Origin of the sequence: Pantoea sp. XY16, from assembly GCF_025153065.1 — a bacterium.
Taxonomy (GTDB): Bacteria; Pseudomonadota; Gammaproteobacteria; order Enterobacterales; family Enterobacteriaceae; genus Pantoea; species Pantoea alfalfae.
In genome coordinates, this window is sequence record NZ_JANZNP010000014.1 from 35,872 (window position 1) to 54,591 (window position 18,720).

Here is an 18,720-nt window from a genome sequence, read left to right on the forward strand (position 1 = left end):
CGATCCCGTGCTGAGAGCCGCGGCCTCGCCGGACGCGTTCAGTTCATCACCTCGACCAGAATCAGCGGGCACTTTCTGACTTTGCAGGCCTGACTGTAGGCCAGTGAGCAGACCGAACAGAGGTCGCGCACGTCAGACTGGTACTCATACTCCATGAAATAGCGGAACTGGCCGCCCGCCGAATCTGTTCTCCAGAATCGCTGCGGCTCCAGAATTTCATCCAGTTGCCTGAATGTCAGGGCTGACGGGTTGTGATACCCGACTCTTACGCGGTATGTAGTCATGCACCGATTATTCGCATCCCGGCCACGGGCCGCCAGTTGGTTATTGTTTTCAGTTCAATAGCTGGCGCTTATCAACCCGCTTCGTCTGGTGTCGCAGGCGGTTCGGCCAGCAGCGCCAGCAGATGCAGCACCGCTTTTGATGGATGATGCCGACGCCAGGCAAAGGCAACATCAGTAAACAGCGTGTTGTTTTCGATATCGCAGAAGCTGACCTCCGGGTTATCGACGCAGCGCAGCGACTCTGGCACCAGCGCAATCCCGCAGCCTGCCGCCACCATACCCAGCGATGTGGTGATCTGTGGCGCCTGCTGAAAAGTGTGACGGGAAAAGCCGGCCCGCAGGCAGGCCGTGACAATCAGCTCATACAGGCTAGGCGAAACGTCGCGCGGGAAGATTATCAGGGTTTCATCCGCCAGCGCGGACAACGCGACTGTTGGCGTACCGCTTAGAGGATGGCAGCGCGGCAGTGCTATCAGCATCTTCTCGGTGGAGATCACGCGCAGATTAAACGCTTTGCTGCTTTCGCACGGCAGCCGGATAAAGGCAGCATCCAGTAACCCCTCCTGCAGATCCTGCATCAGCAACGACATGTTCTCTTCACGCGTCAGCAGCTCCATCGCCGGATAGCGTTCCGTAAACTGCCGGATAAGGGTGAAGATGCGCGGATTAAACGCCACCGAGCTGGCAAACCCCAGCGACAGCTGACCGCTGATCCCGCGGGCAATACCTCGCGCGTTCTCCAGCGCCTGATCGGCCAGTTGGACAATTTGCTGCGCATCCGCCAGAAACGCTTCTCCTGCTTCAGTAAGTTCCACTCCGCGCGTCAGCCGTTTCAGCAGCGGTGTGCCAATCTCCTGCTCCAGCCGCAGTATCTGCTGGCTCAGGGGTGGCTGAGAAATCCCCAGCATTTCAGCGGCTCGGGTGAAGTGAAGCGTCTCGGCTACGGCAACAAAATAACGCAGGTGGCGCAGTTCCATATCAAAAACGTCTCAAAGTTAACAGGTTTCGCTATTGGACCCACCGACTGAATCGGTTCACCATTAGGTTAACACGGCTTAACGGTTAATCGATGAGGCATGAAATGAGCAATTGTGTAACTGATTGTTCCTGTGAGGATCAACTAAAACATACTGTCTTAACGCTTTCTCAGGATGCACCAGAAAGCGTTATCTATCAGACCTCTTTAATGAGTGCGCTGCTGAGCGGCGTCTACGACGGCAACGTCCGCATCGCTGACCTGATGCGTAAAGGGGATTTCGGCCTGGGCACGTTCAACCGGCTGGATGGCGAGATGATTGCGTTCGACAGCAAGGTTTATCAGCTGCACTCAGATGGCAGTGCGCATCCGGCCGACCCGGCACAGAAAACTCCGTTTGCGGTGATGACCTTCTTCAGGCCGCAGCACCAGTTTGAGTTTGACCGGCCCATGTCGCGCGAGGCGATCCATCGGGTGATCGACAGCGAAATCACCTCCGATAACCAGTTCTGCGCGCTGCGCATCAGCGGTCGTTTCAGCCACGTCGACACCCGCACCGTGCCGTGCCAGTGCCGCCCGTATCGCTCCATGCCAGAAGTGCTGGGCGATCAGCCGACCTTTGCCTTCAGCCAGCGCGCGGGCGAGCTGATTGGCTTCCGCACGCCGCAGTATATGCAGGGCATTAACGTTGCGGGCTATCACGAACATTTTATTACCGACGACCGCGAAGGCGGCGGCCACATTCTCGATTACGCGCTGGAACAGGGCACCCTGACCTTTGGTGCCATCAGCAAGCTGGTCGTGGATCTGCCGCAGGACAGTGACTTTCTCAATGCCGACCTGAACCCCGCCAATCTTGACGCCGCGATCCGTGCGGTAGAAAGCTAATCAGAGGAATGACGATGAAAACTCCAACCGATACGACTCTCTGGACCTGCGGCGCTGACCTGGTGGTCGCGCAGCTTGAGGCGCAGGGCGTACAGCACGTCTTTGGCATCCCTGGCGCAAAGATCGATAAGGTTTTTGACTCCCTGCTGGATTCCTCCATTCAGACCATCCCGGTTCGTCATGAAGCCAACGCCGCGTTTATGGCCGCCGCAGTAGGCCGCCTGACAGGCAATGCCGGTGTGGCACTGGTCACCTCCGGACCGGGTTGCTCCAACCTGATTACCGGCATGGCCACCGCCACCAGCGAAGGCGATCCGGTCGTCGCCATCGGCGGCCAGGTGAAACGCTCGGACAGCGCCAAGCAGGTTCACCAGAGCATGGATACGGTGTCCATGTTTCGCCCGATCACCAAATATGCGGTTGAGGTGACCGATCCCTCTGCGCTCTCTGAATGCCTGTCGAATGCATTTCGTCACGCCGAGCATGGCCGGGGCGGAGGCGCCTTTATCAGCCTGCCGCAGGATATTGTCGACCAGCCGGTGACCGGCAAAGCACTGAGCAGCAAAGGCCGTCCGGTGCTGGGTGCCGCGCCAGACGCGATGATCGACACGGTCAGCCAGGCCATTGCCGGGGCGAAAAATCCGGTCATCCTGCTGGGATTAATGGCGAGCCAGCCGGAAAATAGCGAAGCCATTCACGATCTGCTGAGCCGCAGCCACATTCCGGTCACCAGCACCTATCAGGCGGCGGGCGCGATCAGACAGGATCACTTCTCACGCTTTGCCGGTCGCGTCGGACTGTTTAACAACCAGGCGGGTGACCGGCTGCTGCAACAGGCTGACCTGATCATCACCATCGGTTACAGCCCGGTAGAATACGAACCGGCGATGTGGAACAGCGGTAACGCCACCCTGATTCACATCGACGTGATTCCGGCAGAGACCGACAACCGCTACCTGCCGGACGCCGAGCTGGTGGGCGATATCGCCGCCACCGTGCGTAAACTGGCAGCACGCATTACCGCGCCGCTGCAGCTGACAGCAGAAGCCGCCAGCATTCTTGAAGATCGTCAGCAGCAGCGCAAACTGCTGGCGATGCAGGGTGCCAGCCTCAATCAATTTGCCCTGCATCCGCTGCGTATCGTGCGCGCCATGCAGGACATCATTAACAGCGACGTCAGCCTCACCGTCGATATGGGCAGCTTCCACATCTGGATCGCCCGTTATCTCTACAGCTTCCGTGCCCGCCAGATCATGATCTCCAACGGTCAGCAGACCATGGGCGTAGCGCTGCCGTGGGCGATTGGTGCCTGGCTGGTCGATCCGCAGCGCAAAGTGGTATCGGTTTCAGGGGATGGTGGCTTCCTGCAGTCCAGCATGGAGCTGGAAACTGCCGTCCGGTTAAAAGCCAATATCCTGCACATCGTCTGGGTAGATAACGCCTACAACATGGTGGCAATGCAGGAAGAGAAAAAATATCACCGCGTCTCCGGTGTCAATTTTGGCCCGGTCGATTTCAAAGCCTACGCCGAAGCGTTTGGCGCTGCGGGCTTTGCGGTGACCAGCGCAGCAGAACTGGAGCCGACGCTGCGTAAAGCGATGGATGTTCAGGGTCCTGCCGTGGTGGCTGTGCCGGTCGATTACGCCGACAACCCGCTGCTGATGGGTCAGCTGCATCTGAGCCAGCTTCTTTAATCTCGTAAAAAGGAAATGAGGATGAAAAACAGAGTGGCATTTGTAACCGGCGCAGGCCAGGGCATTGGTGAAGCGATCGCCCTGCGTCTGGCAAAAGATAGGTTGGCGGTGGCCGTAGCCGATTTCAATCAGGAGACTGCCCGCCTGGTTGCGGAGAAGATCAATCAGCAGGGCGGTAAAGCGATTGCGCTGAAAGTGGATGTCTCGCAGCGCGATCAGGTGATGGACGCTGTTGAAGAGGCGCGTCGCACACTGGGCGGTTTTGACGTCATCGTCAATAACGCCGGTATTGCGCCCTCGACGCCGATTGCTGAGATCACCGAAGCGGTGGTCGACAAGGTCTACAACGTCAATGTCAAAGGGGTGATCTGGGGCATGCAGGCCGCCATCAAGGCGTTTGCGGCTGAAGGTCACGGCGGCAAAATCATCAACGCCTGTTCGCAGGCGGGTCACGTCGGCAATCCAGAGCTGGCGGTCTACAGCTCCAGTAAGTTTGCCGTGCGTGGCCTGACACAGACCGCCGCGCGCGATCTGGCACCCGCCGGTATCACGGTCAACGCCTTCTGCCCGGGCATTGTCCGAACACCGATGTGGGAAGAGATCGACCGGCAAATCTCTGAAGCCGCCGGAAAACCCGCCGGTTACGGCACCGAAGAATTTGCAAAACGTATTACGCTGGGACGGCTTTCCGAGCCGGAGGATGTGGCCGCCTGCGTTGCTTACCTCGCCAGTCCCGACTCCGATTATATGACCGGTCAGTCGCTGTTGATTGACGGCGGGATGGTGTTTAACTAATCTCCCCTCGCCTGCTGCGTCTCTGCGTAGCAGGCTTCTTTCCTGACCTGGCGAACCGTTAATTTATTTTATCTGAAAAGCAATTACCCATCAGCCAGTTGCCTTCCTGTCCCCGTCTTTGCGCAGTTTTTGTCGCCGCAGAGATTAAAGCTGCTTATCACCCTGCCGATAAAACAGAGACTCCTCTCCCTGTTCGAAGCGACCATGTTAACGATCAACCATAACGAAACCGCCGCCATTACGAACAAATTGCGGTACGGTATTGACTCCGTTCTGGGACGAACGGTTGAACGGCTATCATCAGGGATGCGGATTAACAGTGCTAAAGACGATGCGGCAGGTCAGGCGATTGCCAACCGTATGACGGCCAATGTCAACGCCGACGCGGTAGTGGCACGCGGCCTTAATGACGCCATCAGCTATTCCCAGACCGCCAGTGGCGGCCTGGGCACTATCGTCGATCTGCTGATTCAGGCGCGTACGCTGTCGGTCCAGGCCGCTAACGGTACGCTGTCGGACGCGGATCGGCAGAGCGTCAACAACCAGTATCAGCAGATAATGGCTGGCATCAACGATGTTGCCGATCACACCGAAATTTTTGGGCGTTATCCGCTGGCAACCGATAATCCCGATCTGCCGCCTGCGAAACTGGGTAACGTTGACCCTATCAACGTAAAATTCCCGATTCCGGGCAAGAGTTACTCATTTACCTCGGGTGTGATCCCACTGGCCTATATCCCGGCAGGAGCAACGTCGATAAGCATTACGATTGACTCGCTGGGTCAGGATGACGATCTCCAGCTGTTTACCCGCGACGGCAAGCATCTGGCCGGTACGCCGCTGGACGGCAGTGCGCCTGATTACACCTGGGTCAGTAAAGGCATTACAGATCCGACAACGGCACAATCCCGCCTGCTGACCAGCAATAATGGTTTCTCCACTGGCGCGACCTATGACAGCGCACAGCTGCTGGAAGGCGGCACGAGCTGGGCGCTGGCGGGCAGTAACAGCAGCAGCTACAACGGGATGAACATCACCTACAGCGGTGACGGCGACCGTTATGAAGATGTCGCCAGCGGCGATTTCAACAACGGCACCAATACCGGCACCCGGCTGGAGCGCATCTCGCTGGACACCGTCAGCGAAGATTTGATTGTGGTGGTGGTCGGCAACGGCTCCTTCACCGGTAGTCTGACCTGGGGAAACCTTCCGGAACCTAAAGGCGTGCCTGCAACGCCGCCACATGAGAGTCGTCCTCTCGAAGTGATCACCAGCGCCGACTATGGTCAGCCGATCCAGTCGGATAGCATTCCCGCTACGCCGTCAGATACCAAAACGCTGGGACTGAACAACACTACCCTGCTGACCAGTGGCGACATCGCCACCACCATGAAGGCGCTGGATAAAGCGCTGGAGAAGATCAGCGGCTATCAGTCGCTCTACGGTGCAAAAATAAACCGTTACGAATCCAATCGTAACGTGTTGTCACAGCAGGGCGTGGATACTTCAGCGGCTCGCAGCCGCATTCAGGATGCAGACTATGCTGAAGAAGCGAGTCAGCTGGCGCGCAGCCAGATTATTCAGCAGGGACAGACAGCCGTCAGTAAGATGGCCAATAAAACCCCTGAGATGATTATTCAGCTGTTAGGCAGCCAATAACGTTAACCGGCTGAGCATCATGGCTCAGCCGGTTACCCTGTTTCTCTACCACTCTACTACCCGCCTGATTCAGCCCCAGCTGGCCCGAAACCCCGGTTACACTTCATCACCCTTTGATCTCAGTCACACAATCTCGTTTAAGAACCGTTTAAAGATGATCGTGATCACCCTTCTTTGTTAAAGAAATGCTAAATACTGACAACTATTTATTATCATCTTTGAATGCAGGGTTAATTAAAACAACAGGTTAATCATTACCACGCTAAGTAATTACCTGAATTTTCCTGCCGGCATGTAACTTTTTCATTACTTTTCCGCCATTGCGAGGGCTGTTAATTTGCTGACGATACTGGGTTTTTCCATGGTTGTTTGCTTCATGTATCTGATCATGACCAAACGTATGTCAGCCTTGATTGCGCTGATCTTGATACCAACCATATTTGCGCTGATTGGCGGTTTTTACGCAGGCCTGGGTGCCATGATGCTGGATGGCGTCAAAAAGCTGGCTCCGACCGGTGTAATGCTGACCTTCTCCATTCTCTATTTTGGTCTGATGATTGATGCCGGACTGTTTGACCCACTGGTGCGCTTTATTCTTCGGATGGTGCGCGGTGACCCCCTGAAAGTGCTGGTCGGAACGGCGGTACTAACACTACTGGTTTCTCTGGATGGTGACAGCTCTACCACTTACATGATTGCCATTGCCGCATTTCTGCCGCTCTATCACCGGCTGGGCATGAACGTGCTGATGATGACCTGTCTGGTCAACCTCGCCAGCGGCATCATGAACCTCTCTCCCTGGGGTGGCCCGACAGCGCGTGCCGCGGCGGCACTGCGTATTGATGCTCTCGACATCTTTATTCCAATGCTGCCCGCGATGCTGCTCGCCTGCGTCAGCCTGGTAGCGATGGCGGTGCTGTTTGGCCTGCGTGAGCGTAAACGATTAGGCGTGATGACCATGAAAGATCACCATCTCGACAACATCGAGCTGGGTCTGGGCGATGCCGAAGAGTGCGCTGCCAACCGTCGCCCGAAGATGTTCTGGCCTAACTTTATCCTGACCACCGTGCTGCTGGTGCTGCTGGTGATTGGTTTAATGCCTATTCAGATCCTGTTCATGCTGGCGTTTGCCATTGCAGTGATGCTCAACTATCCCACGCTGGAGGAGCAGAAAGCCCGTATCAGTTCCCATGCCGGTAACGTGCTGGCGGTGACCGCATTAATTTTTGCCGCCGGTATTTTCACCGGCATCCTCTCCGGCACCGGCATGGTTGACGCCATGGCGAAGAGCCTGCTGGCGGTAATCCCGCCCAGCTTCGGACCTTACCTGGCGGTGTTTACCGCGCTGGTCAGTCTGCCGTTTACCTTCTTTATGTCGAATGATGCCTTTTACTTCGGCATTCTGCCGGTTATTGCCCAGACGGCGGCCAGCTACGGTATTACTGCAGAAGAGATTGCCCGCGCTTCTATTGTCGGCCAGCCATTCCACCTGCTGAGTCCGCTGGTGCCGTCTGTCTACCTGCTGGTGGGCCTGGCGAAAGTCGATATCGGCGACCACCAGCGCTTTGCCATCAAGTGGGGGATTCTGGTCAGTCTGGTATTGATGGCGGGCGGTCTGCTGACCGGTGCTTTCCCGCTGTTCCACAGTTAATTTTCTGCTTTCTGGCGGATAACCGGCTTTTTTTGCCCGGTTATCCGCTTCACCGCTCCGCCTGTTGTTTCAACCCGCTCTACACTCTATAGCCAGGCTGATGTGCTGCGTGCCGGACAGGCCGTAGTCTCTCAGAGATTCTGCCGATGACCCTATGGAGGCCCGATGAAAATTCACCACCTTAACTGTGGCTGTATGTGCCCGCTGGGCGGCGCGTTTTATGATGGATTCAGTAAAGGCCTGAAGGCGCACCTGGTCTGTCACTGCCTGCTGATTGAGACAGACCGCGACGGGCTGGTGCTGGTCGATACCGGCTTTGGGCGGCAGGATATCCATACGCCCGGCAGTCGCCTCTCGGGCTTTTTCCGCGCCTTAAACAATATTCAGCGGCGCGACGATCTCACCGCCTTGTCACAGGTGAAGGCGCTGGGCTTTCGGGCTGACGATGTGCGCCATATTATTCTGACCCATCTCGATTTTGATCATGCTGGCGGACTGACCGATTTTCCGCAGGCGCGTATCCATCTGATGCAGCAGGAGGTCGATACCGCCCACCAGCGTCACAGCTGGCTGTCGCGTGAGCGCTATCGTCCCGGACAATGGGGCGGGATCAGCAACTGGGAAACCTATCAGCCGCAGGGGGAAACATGGTTTGGTTTTGAGGCGGTTAATCGCCTGCGGGATTTACCCCCGGAGGTTCTGCTGGTGCCGCTGGCGGGCCATACGCCGGGTCACGCGGGCATTGCCATTCAGCAGCCCGATGGCTGGCTGCTGCACGGCGGCGACGCCTGGTTCTACCGCGGCGAAATGCGGCAGCCGACGCGCCACTGCACGCCAGGATTGCGTTTTTACCAGTGGATGATGGGCATAGATAATGTGGCCAGACGGCACAACCAGCAGCGACTGCGTGAACTCTCCTGCCAGCGCGGCGGCGAAATCACCTTTTTCTGCAGTCACGATGCGCGTGAGCTGGATGCGTTGCAGGTCAATGCGCCGCTGCGCTGATGGGTTATCTGACTGCCTGTTTCTCTGCGAGAAACACCGTACCATCAGTTTCTCAAGAGAAAACACGTCGGTGATGGTACCCCAGTCTTCTCACCTGACTTCCCTGTCATAGCTTATCATTGTACAATGACTTGTATTACTTACTCTGTGGAGGTTCTATGAGAGCAATCAGTTACAGCGAAGCCCGACAAAATCTGTCTGCCACTATGGTTCAGACGGTTGAAGATAAAGCGCCGGTATTAATCACCCGCCAGAACGGTGAATCCTGCGTGCTGATGTCGCTTGAAGAATATAACTCACTGGAAGAGACAGCCTACCTGCTGCGGTCACCTAAGAATGCTCACAGGTTAATGGATTCCATCGAAAGCCTGCAAAGCGGTAACGGGACTGACAGGGATATTATTGAGTGAAACTGACCTGGTCCGAAGAAACCTGGGAAGATTATCTCTACTGGCAGGATACCGATAAAAAAACGGTCAAAAAGATTAATGAGTTGCTAAAAGATGCCAGCAGGACGCCTTTTGAAGGCAAAGGAAAACCCGAGCCATTAAAGCATAATCTTGCAGGCTTCTGGTCACGCAGAATTACGGCAGAACATCGGCTGGTTTATGCCGTCAGTGGAGACGCTTTATTAATCGCCTCATGCCGTTATCACTATTGAAGGGCTCATAAGCTTACCCCTGAGCCCTTATAGTGCAGCCGTTTCAGCGGCGGCGTCATTCAGTGCAATCCAGTTACGCCGGATCGCCTGTCCTCTTTTTCAGCTGTGCGGAAAGCCAGGGCGCAGTCAGACTCTCAGCCGATGTGCTGACCGTTTCCGGCGTACCGCATGAAACAATCCTTCCGCCTTTAAGACCGGAGCCAGGTCCCAGATCAATCACCCAGTCCGCTTCAGCCACGATGCGCATGGTGTGTTCCGCCATCACGACGGTGTGGCCGCGCGTCACCAGTTCATCCAGCACAATCAGCAACTTATCCATGTCAGAGGGATGCAAACCTGTAGACGGTTCATCAAGCAGATAGAGCGTAGCTGTCCGCTGGACACGCTGCAGCTCCCAGGCGAGCTTGATGCGCTGACACTCACCGCCAGAGAGTTCCGTGGCGGGCTGACCCAGTGTCAGGTATCCCAGCCCCAGAGATCGCAGAGCCGACAGCGAACGCTGGATCCCGTCATACCCGTCAAACACCCTGGTGGCGTCGTCTACGGTGAGATCAAGCACATCCGCTATGGTCAGGTCGTTCCACTTCGCCTCCAGCGTTTCGGGGTTGTAACGGCGTCCCGCACAGACCGAGCAGGTTGCGGTGGCGCTGGGCATAAAGAGCAGCTCAATCGAAATCTGTCCCTGTCCCTCGCACGCAGGACAGCGACCCGCGGGCAGATTGAAGGAAAACCGGCTGGCGCTGAAACCTCTGGCTTTCGCCTCGGGGGTTTCTGCAAACAGCCTGCGGACGATATCGAAAAAGCCGGTGTAGGTGGCCAGATTGGAGCGTGGCGTCCGCCCGATAGGACGCTGATCGATTCTGACCAGACGGCCAATGGCGTCATTTCCGCTAACAACCTGCCCCTTAACGTCCGGGACCAGGTCCTCTTCCTCACCCTCTTCACTGTCAGATGTTTTATCAAAACGTCCGAGCATTTCCGGAAGCACGCGATTCAGCAGCGTCGATTTGCCGGAGCCGGAAACACCGGTAACCGCCGTCATTCTCGCCAGCGGGATAGCGATATCCACGCCGGTAATATTGTTGCAATGGATCTGCTCAAGCCTGAGCCAGCTCTCCGCGGGCCGGCGCTGGCGCAGTCCGGTATAGCTGCGGGAGAAGAGATAGCCAGAGGTGGGTGAAGCGTTGACGTCTTTGAGGCCTGCCGGTTCACCGTTATAAACAATCTCACCGCCATGCGTACCCGGGCCGGGACCGACTTCGATGAGCCAGTCCGCCTCGGCAATGAGATCAATATTATGCTCGACGACCACCAGCGAGTTACCTGCACGTACCAGGTTCTTCAGGGATGCGAGCAGCGCTTTGACATCATCGGGATGCAGACCAGCAGACGGCTCATCCAGCACGTAAAGCACACCAAACAGCCGCGATATCAGCTGGGTGGCCAGACGTACGCGCTGCAACTCGCCGGATGAGAGCAGCGTGGTGCGGCGTCCCGGTGCCAGATGCCCCAGACCCAGCGTCTCAAGCTGTTCAAGCCGCATGCAGATATCTGACGCCATCCGGATAACGGCTTCCCGCAGTGCCGCCTCGGCAGGCAGATCTGATGATGAACCGTCTGCATAAGGCCTCAGCCGTTCAGCAAGTTCAGATACCGACAGCTCACTCAGGCTGGCAATGTCATAACCGGCAAAGGTCACGGATAGCGCGTTCCGGTTTAACCTTTTGCCGTGACACGCTGAACAGGGTGTGACCGTGACAAAGCGCGCCAGCCGTTTTTTCGTCGTCTCGCTGCCATTGGAATAGCTCTGCAATACGATTTTTGCTGCGCTGGTGTACGTGCCGGTATAAGCGGGCTCTTCGCCCGCCGCCAGCGCGTTTTCACGCTGTTCAGCATTCAGACCGACAAAAATCGGCACCGATGGCTGTTCGTCAGTCAGCAGTATCCACTGCTGGTCGCGGGCTGAAAGCGTATTCCAGGGTGCATCGACATCGTAGCCGAGCGTCTCAAGGATGCTGCGCAGGTTTTTGTTATGCCAGCCTCGGGGCCATGACGCGATAGCCCCCTGGCGGATACTCAGTGAGCTATCCGGCACCATCGACTCGGTTTTAACGGTGTGCACTCTTCCCAGCCCCTGGCAATGTGGACAGGCACCCTCAGGATTGTTAGGCGAGAAATAATCGGCGGTCATAAACGGCACACCGTCAGGCCTTGTGCCCGCACGAGAAAACAGCAGACGCAGCGTGACGGAAATACGGGTCAGGCTGCCCACCGTTGAACGCTCCTGCGCGCCAGCCCGGCTTTGCTGAAGCGCCACTGCGGGCGGAAGTCCGTCAATGTTATCTACATCTGGCGCAGCGGCCTGATCGATCAGGCGACGGGCATGGGGTGAAATCGACTCGATAAACCGGCGCTGGGCTTCTGCATAAAGCGTGTCAAAGGCGAGTGAGGATTTTCCGGAGCCTGAAACCCCGGTAAACACCACCATGGCATTCCGGGGAAACCGCAGCGACACATCCTTGAGATTGTGTGTTCTTGCACCCTGTACTGAGACATAAGGATCAATGTGCTCGTCAGCGCGATAAGTATGGGCGTTGTCTTGTTCTGTCATGGTGTCCCTGTTTGATGATGCACGGCAGATTAACGACAACCTGCCGTTAATAACTGAAAATTGCAGAGGCTGACCCGGCTTTCGGGCTATCCGGCCCGTTACGAGCCAGAAACACCAGCAAGGGTAGTCAGGGATTTCAGACAGCACAACGCGGGGGCAACTGATTCAGGGCTGTAAAAAAGAACAGCACATAAAAAAGCCCGCGCAGGGCGGGCTTTAGTTACCGGACGCTCATCCTGTCGGATTGAGCTGCGCCTGCGAGTGATGCGAGCGGAATATTGAACATTTTATGCAGGTTCCGGATCATCGGCAGCGTCAGCGCACGCTTATGATTCAGTACCTCATAGACGCGGTTCATGCGTCCAATTGCCGACACCAGGTTTTTCGCTGTTAGCCCCATCTGCTCCATGCGGAATTTAATCGCCTCCACTGGATCAGGTGCCTCAATCGGATAATGTTCCTGCTCATATTTTTCGATAAGCAGGATCAAAACTTCCAGAAAGTCACCGGCTTCACTTCCCTGTTCTGGCTCATTGTCGAACAGGAGAGATACGGCGGCCAGACCGGCTTCATAATCTGCTTCACTGTGAATCGGTTTGATTTTATAAGTCATCACATTTTTACCGTATTTGCGTTTACCCTGCCGTATTCAGCATGCGTTCCTGCAAACTTTATGTAGACCGCCTGAAACCTGTAAACCGTACGTCGTTTTATCTTAAGATGATGGCTGTATCATTGCACGCTCAGCAGAAACCAAGCACATGAGCACAAAAATCGCGTCCAGGTGTTCAGCGCCGGTTGTGAACGTTTCGCTGGCAGGCAGGCACACATAATGGTCATTTCGGGCCAAAAAGACTGAAAGGCGATCCCGCGCCGGAGATTTAATTCAAAATTACTCTACACGTAAAAAAAACCCGTCAGCGACGGGTTTTTTCAGACCTGAAAGATGAATATCACCGCGACAGCATTACGGTTTTTTAAACTTATCTTCGACCTTCTCTTTTGCTTCGGCGATTTTATCACCGGCTTTTTCCGCGAAACCCTCTTTATGCGCAGGTTCGCTGCCTGGCGTTACCGGACGGCTGTCGTCAGCGTGCGCCTGACGCGTGCTTTCAAGTAACGGATCGGCCACAGTACGATTCCCGGTCAGCCGGTCTGCGCCGAGAGGATCTGTACTGGCATGGTCAATATCCACTTCCTGACGGCGTACCGAATCGTTAATGGTTTCAACCCGATCGCTTGTCTCTTTACGTAACACCACCTCTTCAATGATCTCCGCGGTCTTATTAATCACGGGCTGCTCATGCGTCTCTTCCACTTCAATCGTTTTTTCAGACCAGTCAACATGAGTAGGTGATCCTGATTCATTCACCGGACGACGGAAGATTGCGGCGTGCTGCTCATGCAGCGAGACATTTTCTGAGACCTGATCGGTGACAGTGTAGCGGCGCACGCGGGTTGAACCTTCGCTAACCAGTCGTTTACCTACTTCCAGTCGCTCTTCGGCCAGACGCAGCACATCCTCGTCACTCTCATCACCGGTCAGGGCTGTACGCGCCGCGCTGCGCTGGGCAGGATCGGTATGGAGCGGATCGATGGCACCCTTATCCTGAAGCGTTCCACTGGCGGGCGCTGTCAGGCCATCATCAGTCGCATAGTCATCAGGCCGTGCGGCACTGCGCTCGGTAAGCTCTTCATGGGCATCAAGGATGCCCAGGGCACGAGGTAACTCATCTTCATCGGCCCGCAGCGACAGCACTACACCGCCGGTACGCATCGCATCTTCATAGACTTCAGCCTGATCCTCTTCCAGCGTGTTGCCAAACAGGCGCTGCCAGAAGCCCGGATGACGGGCTTCATGACCTTCAGTGCGCAGCCGCTCACCGGAGATGATATCAATGTCATCATCCAGGAACCCGGCCTTAATCAGGTTACGCTTTGCACCTTCTGCCAGTGAGATATTGCTGAACATTGTTACAATTGTTTCACGCGCCATGTTGTGTTCCTCGGTGATGGATTCGGATGGCTCTGAATAGGGTATTCGGGTCAGATGAGCCTGCTGCCGGCGCAGGGAGACAATCTGTTCTATCTCCACCTCGCTGACGACTTTGCGAATGTGCCACTCCTCTTTCAGCACCAGATGACGAACGATCTCGATTTCCTCTTCAACGACGGGAATGATCAGAACGCCATTTTCTTCACGGATCTCCGGCATCTCAGCCAGCCGTTCCGATTTAGGAATGCGTTCTATTTCCGCCGTCTGATGCCGGAGCATCAGCGCAATCTTCTGCTGATGCTCAGTGACCTGTCGGGTAACCCTGACATGACCGTCGATGACCCGCTGTTTCGAGACCTCAACGGTTTCCTCCGCCAGACTTAGCACCTGGTCGCTACCCTCTGACCCTGGTTTTTCAGGAGGTTGATTGTTCATGTTTAACCTGCCTGTGATACAGAGCGATCATTTGTACTTTCCCTGACCTTGAGCATAAGTGACTGCTTTTCGGTTAGTTAAAGCCTGGCACAAACAATGACAAAGGAAAGTAAAAAGCAGAAATATGCCGCGATGTGAAGATAACATGGCGCTAAAATCGGATAAGCGATGCGGCAGATAAAAAGAGGATCTCAGGGTCAATTGCAGTGAAATCTCTGTTTTCAGGTAAGCCAAAGAGAAGGGGTCAGGCAGTGAGCACGCCTGGCGTGCCTCACCTCAGGGGTTGATCCATCCGCTTTCCTGCCGTTCGCCATGGGCAGGATAGTGAAACAGTGCGCGCTGATTTTCATTGCGCTGAAGCTGATACGCATCCAGCATGTTGACCTGCACAATCATTACGCCAAAACGCGATTCGCCAGTTTCCGCTGCCGTCGCGACAGGTGTCTCGTGAGCGGGGGCCAGCGCTTCTCCCGGCGGCCCGGCGATATACGTCTGGCGCGTGTGCTGCGGTAACGTACGCCAGGCGTTACGGGCAACTGCACTTCCCGCTGCGTAACACTCAGCCTGTCCCACCAGCCGTAGCTGGAGGCGGCGCTCATGGCAATATCCCAATACGGTAACCTGGGGATTCGCCGCCATCTCCTGCCACTTTGGACTACGCACATCGGTATAAAAGGTCAGCGTCCGGCGTACATCATGGCACTCGCGCAGTACCACAGTACGTGACTGAGGCCGTTGTGCAGCATCCACGGTAGCGAGCGTCAGATAACGAAATCCAGCCTGCGGATCGGCGGCAGCCTCTGTCAGTGCTGCCCAGCAGGCTATTTCAAAAGTTTTCAGATCCATTGGAAATTACTCTCATCAGGGACAATGTCAGCCATCTGGCTAAAAGCGTAGCAATGATGTGAGCAGATGGCCTGCCCGCTCCGCTCTGACAGGAAAATATGATCCGCGAGTCGCCGGGTAAGATCGCGCAGGGTGAGACAGCCGCGGGATTGCGAAACGCCTTGCAAAGTCGCGAACGCGCGTGCCATCAGTCTGCCGCTCCGTGCTATCTTTGCGCCATCACCTTACCGTCTTGTCCGCAGGGAATGACACTATGTCTGCTGAAAATTCCGCTGAAGTTCGGCCAGAAATGCCCATTGATGTCACCTCGCCACGCCTGACCTATCGGCCACTGAAACAGGAAGACTGGCCCTTTTATCTTGCGCTCAGTCAGGACAGATCGGTGATGAAGTACATCAGCGATCCGCGCAGTGCTGAAGAGATCCGAACCCTGTCATTCGACGTACGCCTGCCAGCCTGGTACAAAGGCTGCACACACTGGCTTTGCCTGGTCATTGAGGAAAAAACGACGGGTCTTCCTGCTGGCTTCTGCGGATTTATCGATCGTGGAGGAGGTGTTGCGGAGTCCGGATTTATTCTGGCCACGGAGGCACAGGGCAAAGGCTACGGCAGCGAGTCGCTGCATGCCATTATCGCCTTCTGCTTTGAGCAACAGGGTTACCGCAAAATGACCGCAACGGTGACGGCTGGCAATGTCGCCTCTCGCCGCACGCTGCTCTCCGCAGGCTTTATTCAGGAAGGCACTCTGCGGCAGAATTTCTTCCTCAATGGTCAGTGGCAGGATGACTGGATTTTCGGATTACTGAAACAGGCGTACCGGCCCGTTCGCTGACCCGGACAGACAGACGGGCGTCGATCGTCCCCTTTCTTCGACTGCCAGGGTCAGAGGGTTCAGGGTAATGTGACATCGTAACCGCTGGCAACAGCGGGCACAGAATGCTCCTCGCCGTACAGCATCGCTTCAAAGTCCGCCGGTGTCAGTGGCCGGCACAGGCCATTGCCCTGCATAATGTGACATCCGGCTGACGTGACAAAGGCGATCTGCTCTTTGTCTTCAACCCCTTCAGCAGCCACCCGAATACCCAGACTTTTGCCGAGTGCGGTGATAGATCGGAACATCATTCGCACCCGCATGCTGGAGTTGAGCTCGTGCGTCAGCGACTTGTCGATTTTGAAACCTGCCACAAAGCTGTGGCGCAGCAAATTAATGGCCCCCAGCGTGCGTCCATAATGATCAATGATAAATGAGGCACCGGTCCGGCGCACCGCTTCAACCTGAACCGGCATATCCTGCACCAGCACAGCCAGCAGAGGTTCATCCACTTCCAGCTCAACAAAACCCGCATCGCCGCCGGCACTCTCGCGTATAACGGTTTCCAGGCTGTTCCCTGTCAGCTGACGCGGAAAAAGATTGATGCTGACGCGAAGCTCGGGGGATCGCACCTGCCACTGCCGGACCTGTGCCAGGGCACTGCGGATGATCCATTCCCCCAGCGTTACGGAAAGCGGGCTTTTAACCAGCATGCCGATGAAGTCGGCAGGCAACAGCAGCCCACGTGTCGGGTGTTGCCAGCGTACCAGCGTCTCGCAACCCACCAGCTTTCCACTCTCCACGTCGAAGCGGGGCTGATAGTAAAGTGTGAACTGCTGCTGCCGCACCGCCGTTTCCAGTTCGCGCTCGAAACGGCGACGCTGCTGCTCCGCTTCACGAAACTCGGGCATAAACAGGATACTGCAGCCTTTGCCTGAGGCTTTGGCACGGTAGAGTGCCAGATCAGCGGCGGACATCACCGCAGAGGGATCGCGACCGTGATCCGGGTAGGAAGCGATACCGGTGCTGGCACCGACCACAACCGGCGAGTCGTGATAGCGGAACGGCGTCTGTACGGCCGCAATCAGTTTTTCCGCCGTAATCGCCGCCTCAGCGCTGCCGCCCGCCAGCAGGATCACAAATTCATCGCCGCCCAGCCGCGCAGCCGTCACGGCACCGGTACACACCGCACGAATCTGCTCGGCAACGTGACACAGCAGCGCATCGCCTGCTGCATGTCCCAGCGTATCGTTCACCTCTTTGAAACCATCAAGATCGGTCATCAGTAAGGTGTAGGGAACGCCCGCTTTGGTCAGTTGCCCGACCTGATCCATGAACGCGCTACGGCTGGCGAGTCGCGTCAGCATATCCAGAGAAGCCAGCTCACAGAGACGCGCCTCACTTTCATAGCGGGCCGTGACGTCACGGATGATCATGCCCACCAGCCGCTCGCCCTCTTCACGCCAGCCCGAAAAAGAGACTTCTGCCGGGAATTCACGGCCGTCACGCGTGACGCCCCATATCTGCAACGAACGAGGATGAGAGATAGCCGCTTCGTCTGAGGTAATCCGGGCCAGCTCGTTACGGTAGTCAGTCTGGCAGCGCGCCGGGATCAGCTCGCTGACATACTGACCTCTCATCTCCTCTGCGCTGTAGCCGAAGAGAGCAGTGGCTGCCGGATTCCAGAAGGTGATGCCGCGCCGCAGGTCCGTACAGACAATGGCGTCGGGTGAGGTGGATGAGATTGCCTGAAGCCGCTGCTGACTGGTGTAGCGCAGTAACTCCAGACGATGCATTTCCATGCGATCCATCACCAGCGCAGCTATATCGGCCAGATGCTTCCGATCTTCTGAAGTCAGCAGATCGCGCGGATGCGTGTCGGTCAGGCAGACGGTGCCAATATGATGACCATCCGGCGTTGAGAGCGGGATCCCGGCATAAAAGCGGATAAAGGGGTAGCCATGAACCAGCGGACTGTCGCGGAAGCGGGGATCTTTCAGCGTATCGGGCACGCAGAGGATATCGCCCTGCGCCAGCGTATGGTGGCAGAAGGCGACGTTGCGCGATGTACCGGAAATATTCAAACCGTACCGTGAAGCGAAAAACTGTCGCTTCTCATCAATAAGCGATACAAACGCAACCGGTACGCGGAACAGTCGCGCGGCAAGCGTGGTAAGGCGATCCAGCGCATCGCTCGGCGGTGAATCCATCAGATGATACTGCTTAAGTGCATCAAGGCGAGCCGCCTCGGCATCATGATAAACTGGACGTTTCAGCGTAAATCCCCTCTGATGTTATCTGCTGTGGCCGGCATGACGCAGCATGAAGAGGACACGTTCAATCAGACAGGACGCGCAGAACTGGCTGCCGACCCGCTGCCGGAAGAAAGGCCCGTCAGTGAACTCTGC

16 protein-coding genes are annotated in these 18,720 nt (G+C 56.3%); 9 read left to right on the plus strand and 7 right to left on the minus strand.

All coding sequences use genetic code 11. The features are described from left to right. Positions 1 to 38: 38 nt before the first annotated feature. Together N1689_RS18395 and N1689_RS18400 are read right to left on the minus strand one after the other, a co-directional pair. Positions 39 to 284 carry a hypothetical protein gene (locus N1689_RS18395; protein WP_013356609.1) on the minus strand — a complete coding sequence of 82 codons (246 nt, stop codon included), beginning with the start codon at positions 282 to 284 and terminating at the stop codon, positions 39 to 41. 71 nt (positions 285 to 355) lie between these two features. Then, complete coding sequence (locus tag N1689_RS18400; protein WP_161736309.1) at positions 356 to 1,261, minus strand: LysR family transcriptional regulator; 906 nt, start codon at positions 1,259 to 1,261, stop codon at positions 356 to 358. A gap of 104 nt (positions 1,262 to 1,365) precedes the next feature. On the opposite strand from N1689_RS18400, the gene budA reads away from it, so the two are divergent. The 8 genes from budA to N1689_RS18440 all read left to right on the plus strand — a co-directional run bounded on the left by budA (position 1,366) and on the right by N1689_RS18440 (position 9,613). Further along, complete coding sequence (gene budA, locus N1689_RS18405; protein WP_161736308.1) at positions 1,366 to 2,148, plus strand: acetolactate decarboxylase; 783 nt, start codon at positions 1,366 to 1,368, stop codon at positions 2,146 to 2,148. 14 nt (positions 2,149 to 2,162) lie between these two features. Beyond that, positions 2,163 to 3,842 (plus strand): acetolactate synthase AlsS, encoded by a 1,680-nt coding sequence (alsS, locus tag N1689_RS18410; RefSeq protein WP_161736307.1) that lies wholly within the window; start codon positions 2,163 to 2,165, stop codon positions 3,840 to 3,842. A 21-nt stretch (positions 3,843 to 3,863) separates the two neighbouring features. Continuing rightward, on the plus strand, positions 3,864 to 4,637 hold the full coding sequence (locus N1689_RS18415) for a (S)-acetoin forming diacetyl reductase (RefSeq protein WP_260059718.1): 774 nt from the start codon (positions 3,864 to 3,866) through the stop codon (positions 4,635 to 4,637). A 204-nt stretch (positions 4,638 to 4,841) separates the two neighbouring features. Next, a complete protein-coding gene (locus N1689_RS18420) occupies positions 4,842 to 6,296 on the plus strand; it encodes a flagellin (protein ID WP_161736305.1) in 1,455 nt (484 codons plus the stop codon). A 337-nt stretch (positions 6,297 to 6,633) separates the two neighbouring features. Beyond that, complete coding sequence (locus N1689_RS18425) at positions 6,634 to 7,947, plus strand: CitMHS family transporter (RefSeq protein WP_161736640.1); 1,314 nt, start codon at positions 6,634 to 6,636, stop codon at positions 7,945 to 7,947. Between the two features lie 165 nt (positions 7,948 to 8,112). Continuing rightward, positions 8,113 to 8,952, plus strand: a complete 840-nt coding sequence (locus N1689_RS18430) for an MBL fold metallo-hydrolase (RefSeq protein ID WP_161736639.1) — start codon at positions 8,113 to 8,115, stop codon at positions 8,950 to 8,952. 158 nt (positions 8,953 to 9,110) lie between these two features. Next, a complete protein-coding gene (gene yefM / locus N1689_RS18435) occupies positions 9,111 to 9,362 on the plus strand; it encodes a YoeB-YefM toxin-antitoxin system antitoxin YefM (RefSeq protein ID WP_222925667.1) in 252 nt (83 codons plus the stop codon). Continuing rightward, the gene (locus tag N1689_RS18440) at positions 9,359 to 9,613 is read left to right on the plus strand and encodes a Txe/YoeB family addiction module toxin (RefSeq protein WP_161736637.1); all 255 of its coding nucleotides are present in this window, start codon (positions 9,359 to 9,361) and stop codon (positions 9,611 to 9,613) included. Before yefM ends, N1689_RS18440 begins: the two co-directional genes overlap by 4 nt. Before the next feature lie 73 nt (positions 9,614 to 9,686). On the opposite strand, the gene N1689_RS18445 is transcribed toward N1689_RS18440, so the two are convergent. The 4 genes from N1689_RS18445 to N1689_RS18465 form a co-directional block, all read right to left on the minus strand. Further along, positions 9,687 to 12,224 (minus strand): excinuclease ABC subunit UvrA, encoded by a 2,538-nt coding sequence (locus N1689_RS18445; RefSeq protein ID WP_260059719.1) that lies wholly within the window; start codon positions 12,222 to 12,224, stop codon positions 9,687 to 9,689. A 220-nt stretch (positions 12,225 to 12,444) separates the two neighbouring features. Continuing rightward, positions 12,445 to 12,837, minus strand: coding sequence for a type II toxin-antitoxin system HigA family antitoxin (locus tag N1689_RS18450; RefSeq protein WP_222925669.1), 393 nt, complete (start codon positions 12,835 to 12,837; stop codon positions 12,445 to 12,447). 354 nt (positions 12,838 to 13,191) lie between these two features. Next, on the minus strand, positions 13,192 to 14,655 hold the full coding sequence (locus N1689_RS18460) for a YsnF/AvaK domain-containing protein (protein WP_260059720.1): 1,464 nt from the start codon (positions 14,653 to 14,655) through the stop codon (positions 13,192 to 13,194). A gap of 276 nt (positions 14,656 to 14,931) precedes the next feature. Next, complete coding sequence (locus N1689_RS18465; protein ID WP_260059721.1) at positions 14,932 to 15,501, minus strand: pyridoxamine 5'-phosphate oxidase family protein; 570 nt, start codon at positions 15,499 to 15,501, stop codon at positions 14,932 to 14,934. A gap of 253 nt (positions 15,502 to 15,754) precedes the next feature. Between N1689_RS18465 and N1689_RS18470 the strand changes: the two genes are divergently transcribed. Continuing rightward, positions 15,755 to 16,333 (plus strand): GNAT family N-acetyltransferase, encoded by a 579-nt coding sequence (locus N1689_RS18470; RefSeq protein ID WP_260059722.1) that lies wholly within the window; start codon positions 15,755 to 15,757, stop codon positions 16,331 to 16,333. Between the two features lie 59 nt (positions 16,334 to 16,392). Here N1689_RS18470 and N1689_RS18475 read toward each other — a convergent pair whose 3' ends face one another. Continuing rightward, complete coding sequence (locus tag N1689_RS18475) at positions 16,393 to 18,522, minus strand: bifunctional diguanylate cyclase/phosphodiesterase (protein WP_260059723.1); 2,130 nt, start codon at positions 18,520 to 18,522, stop codon at positions 16,393 to 16,395. Positions 18,523 to 18,720 lie beyond the last annotated feature (198 nt).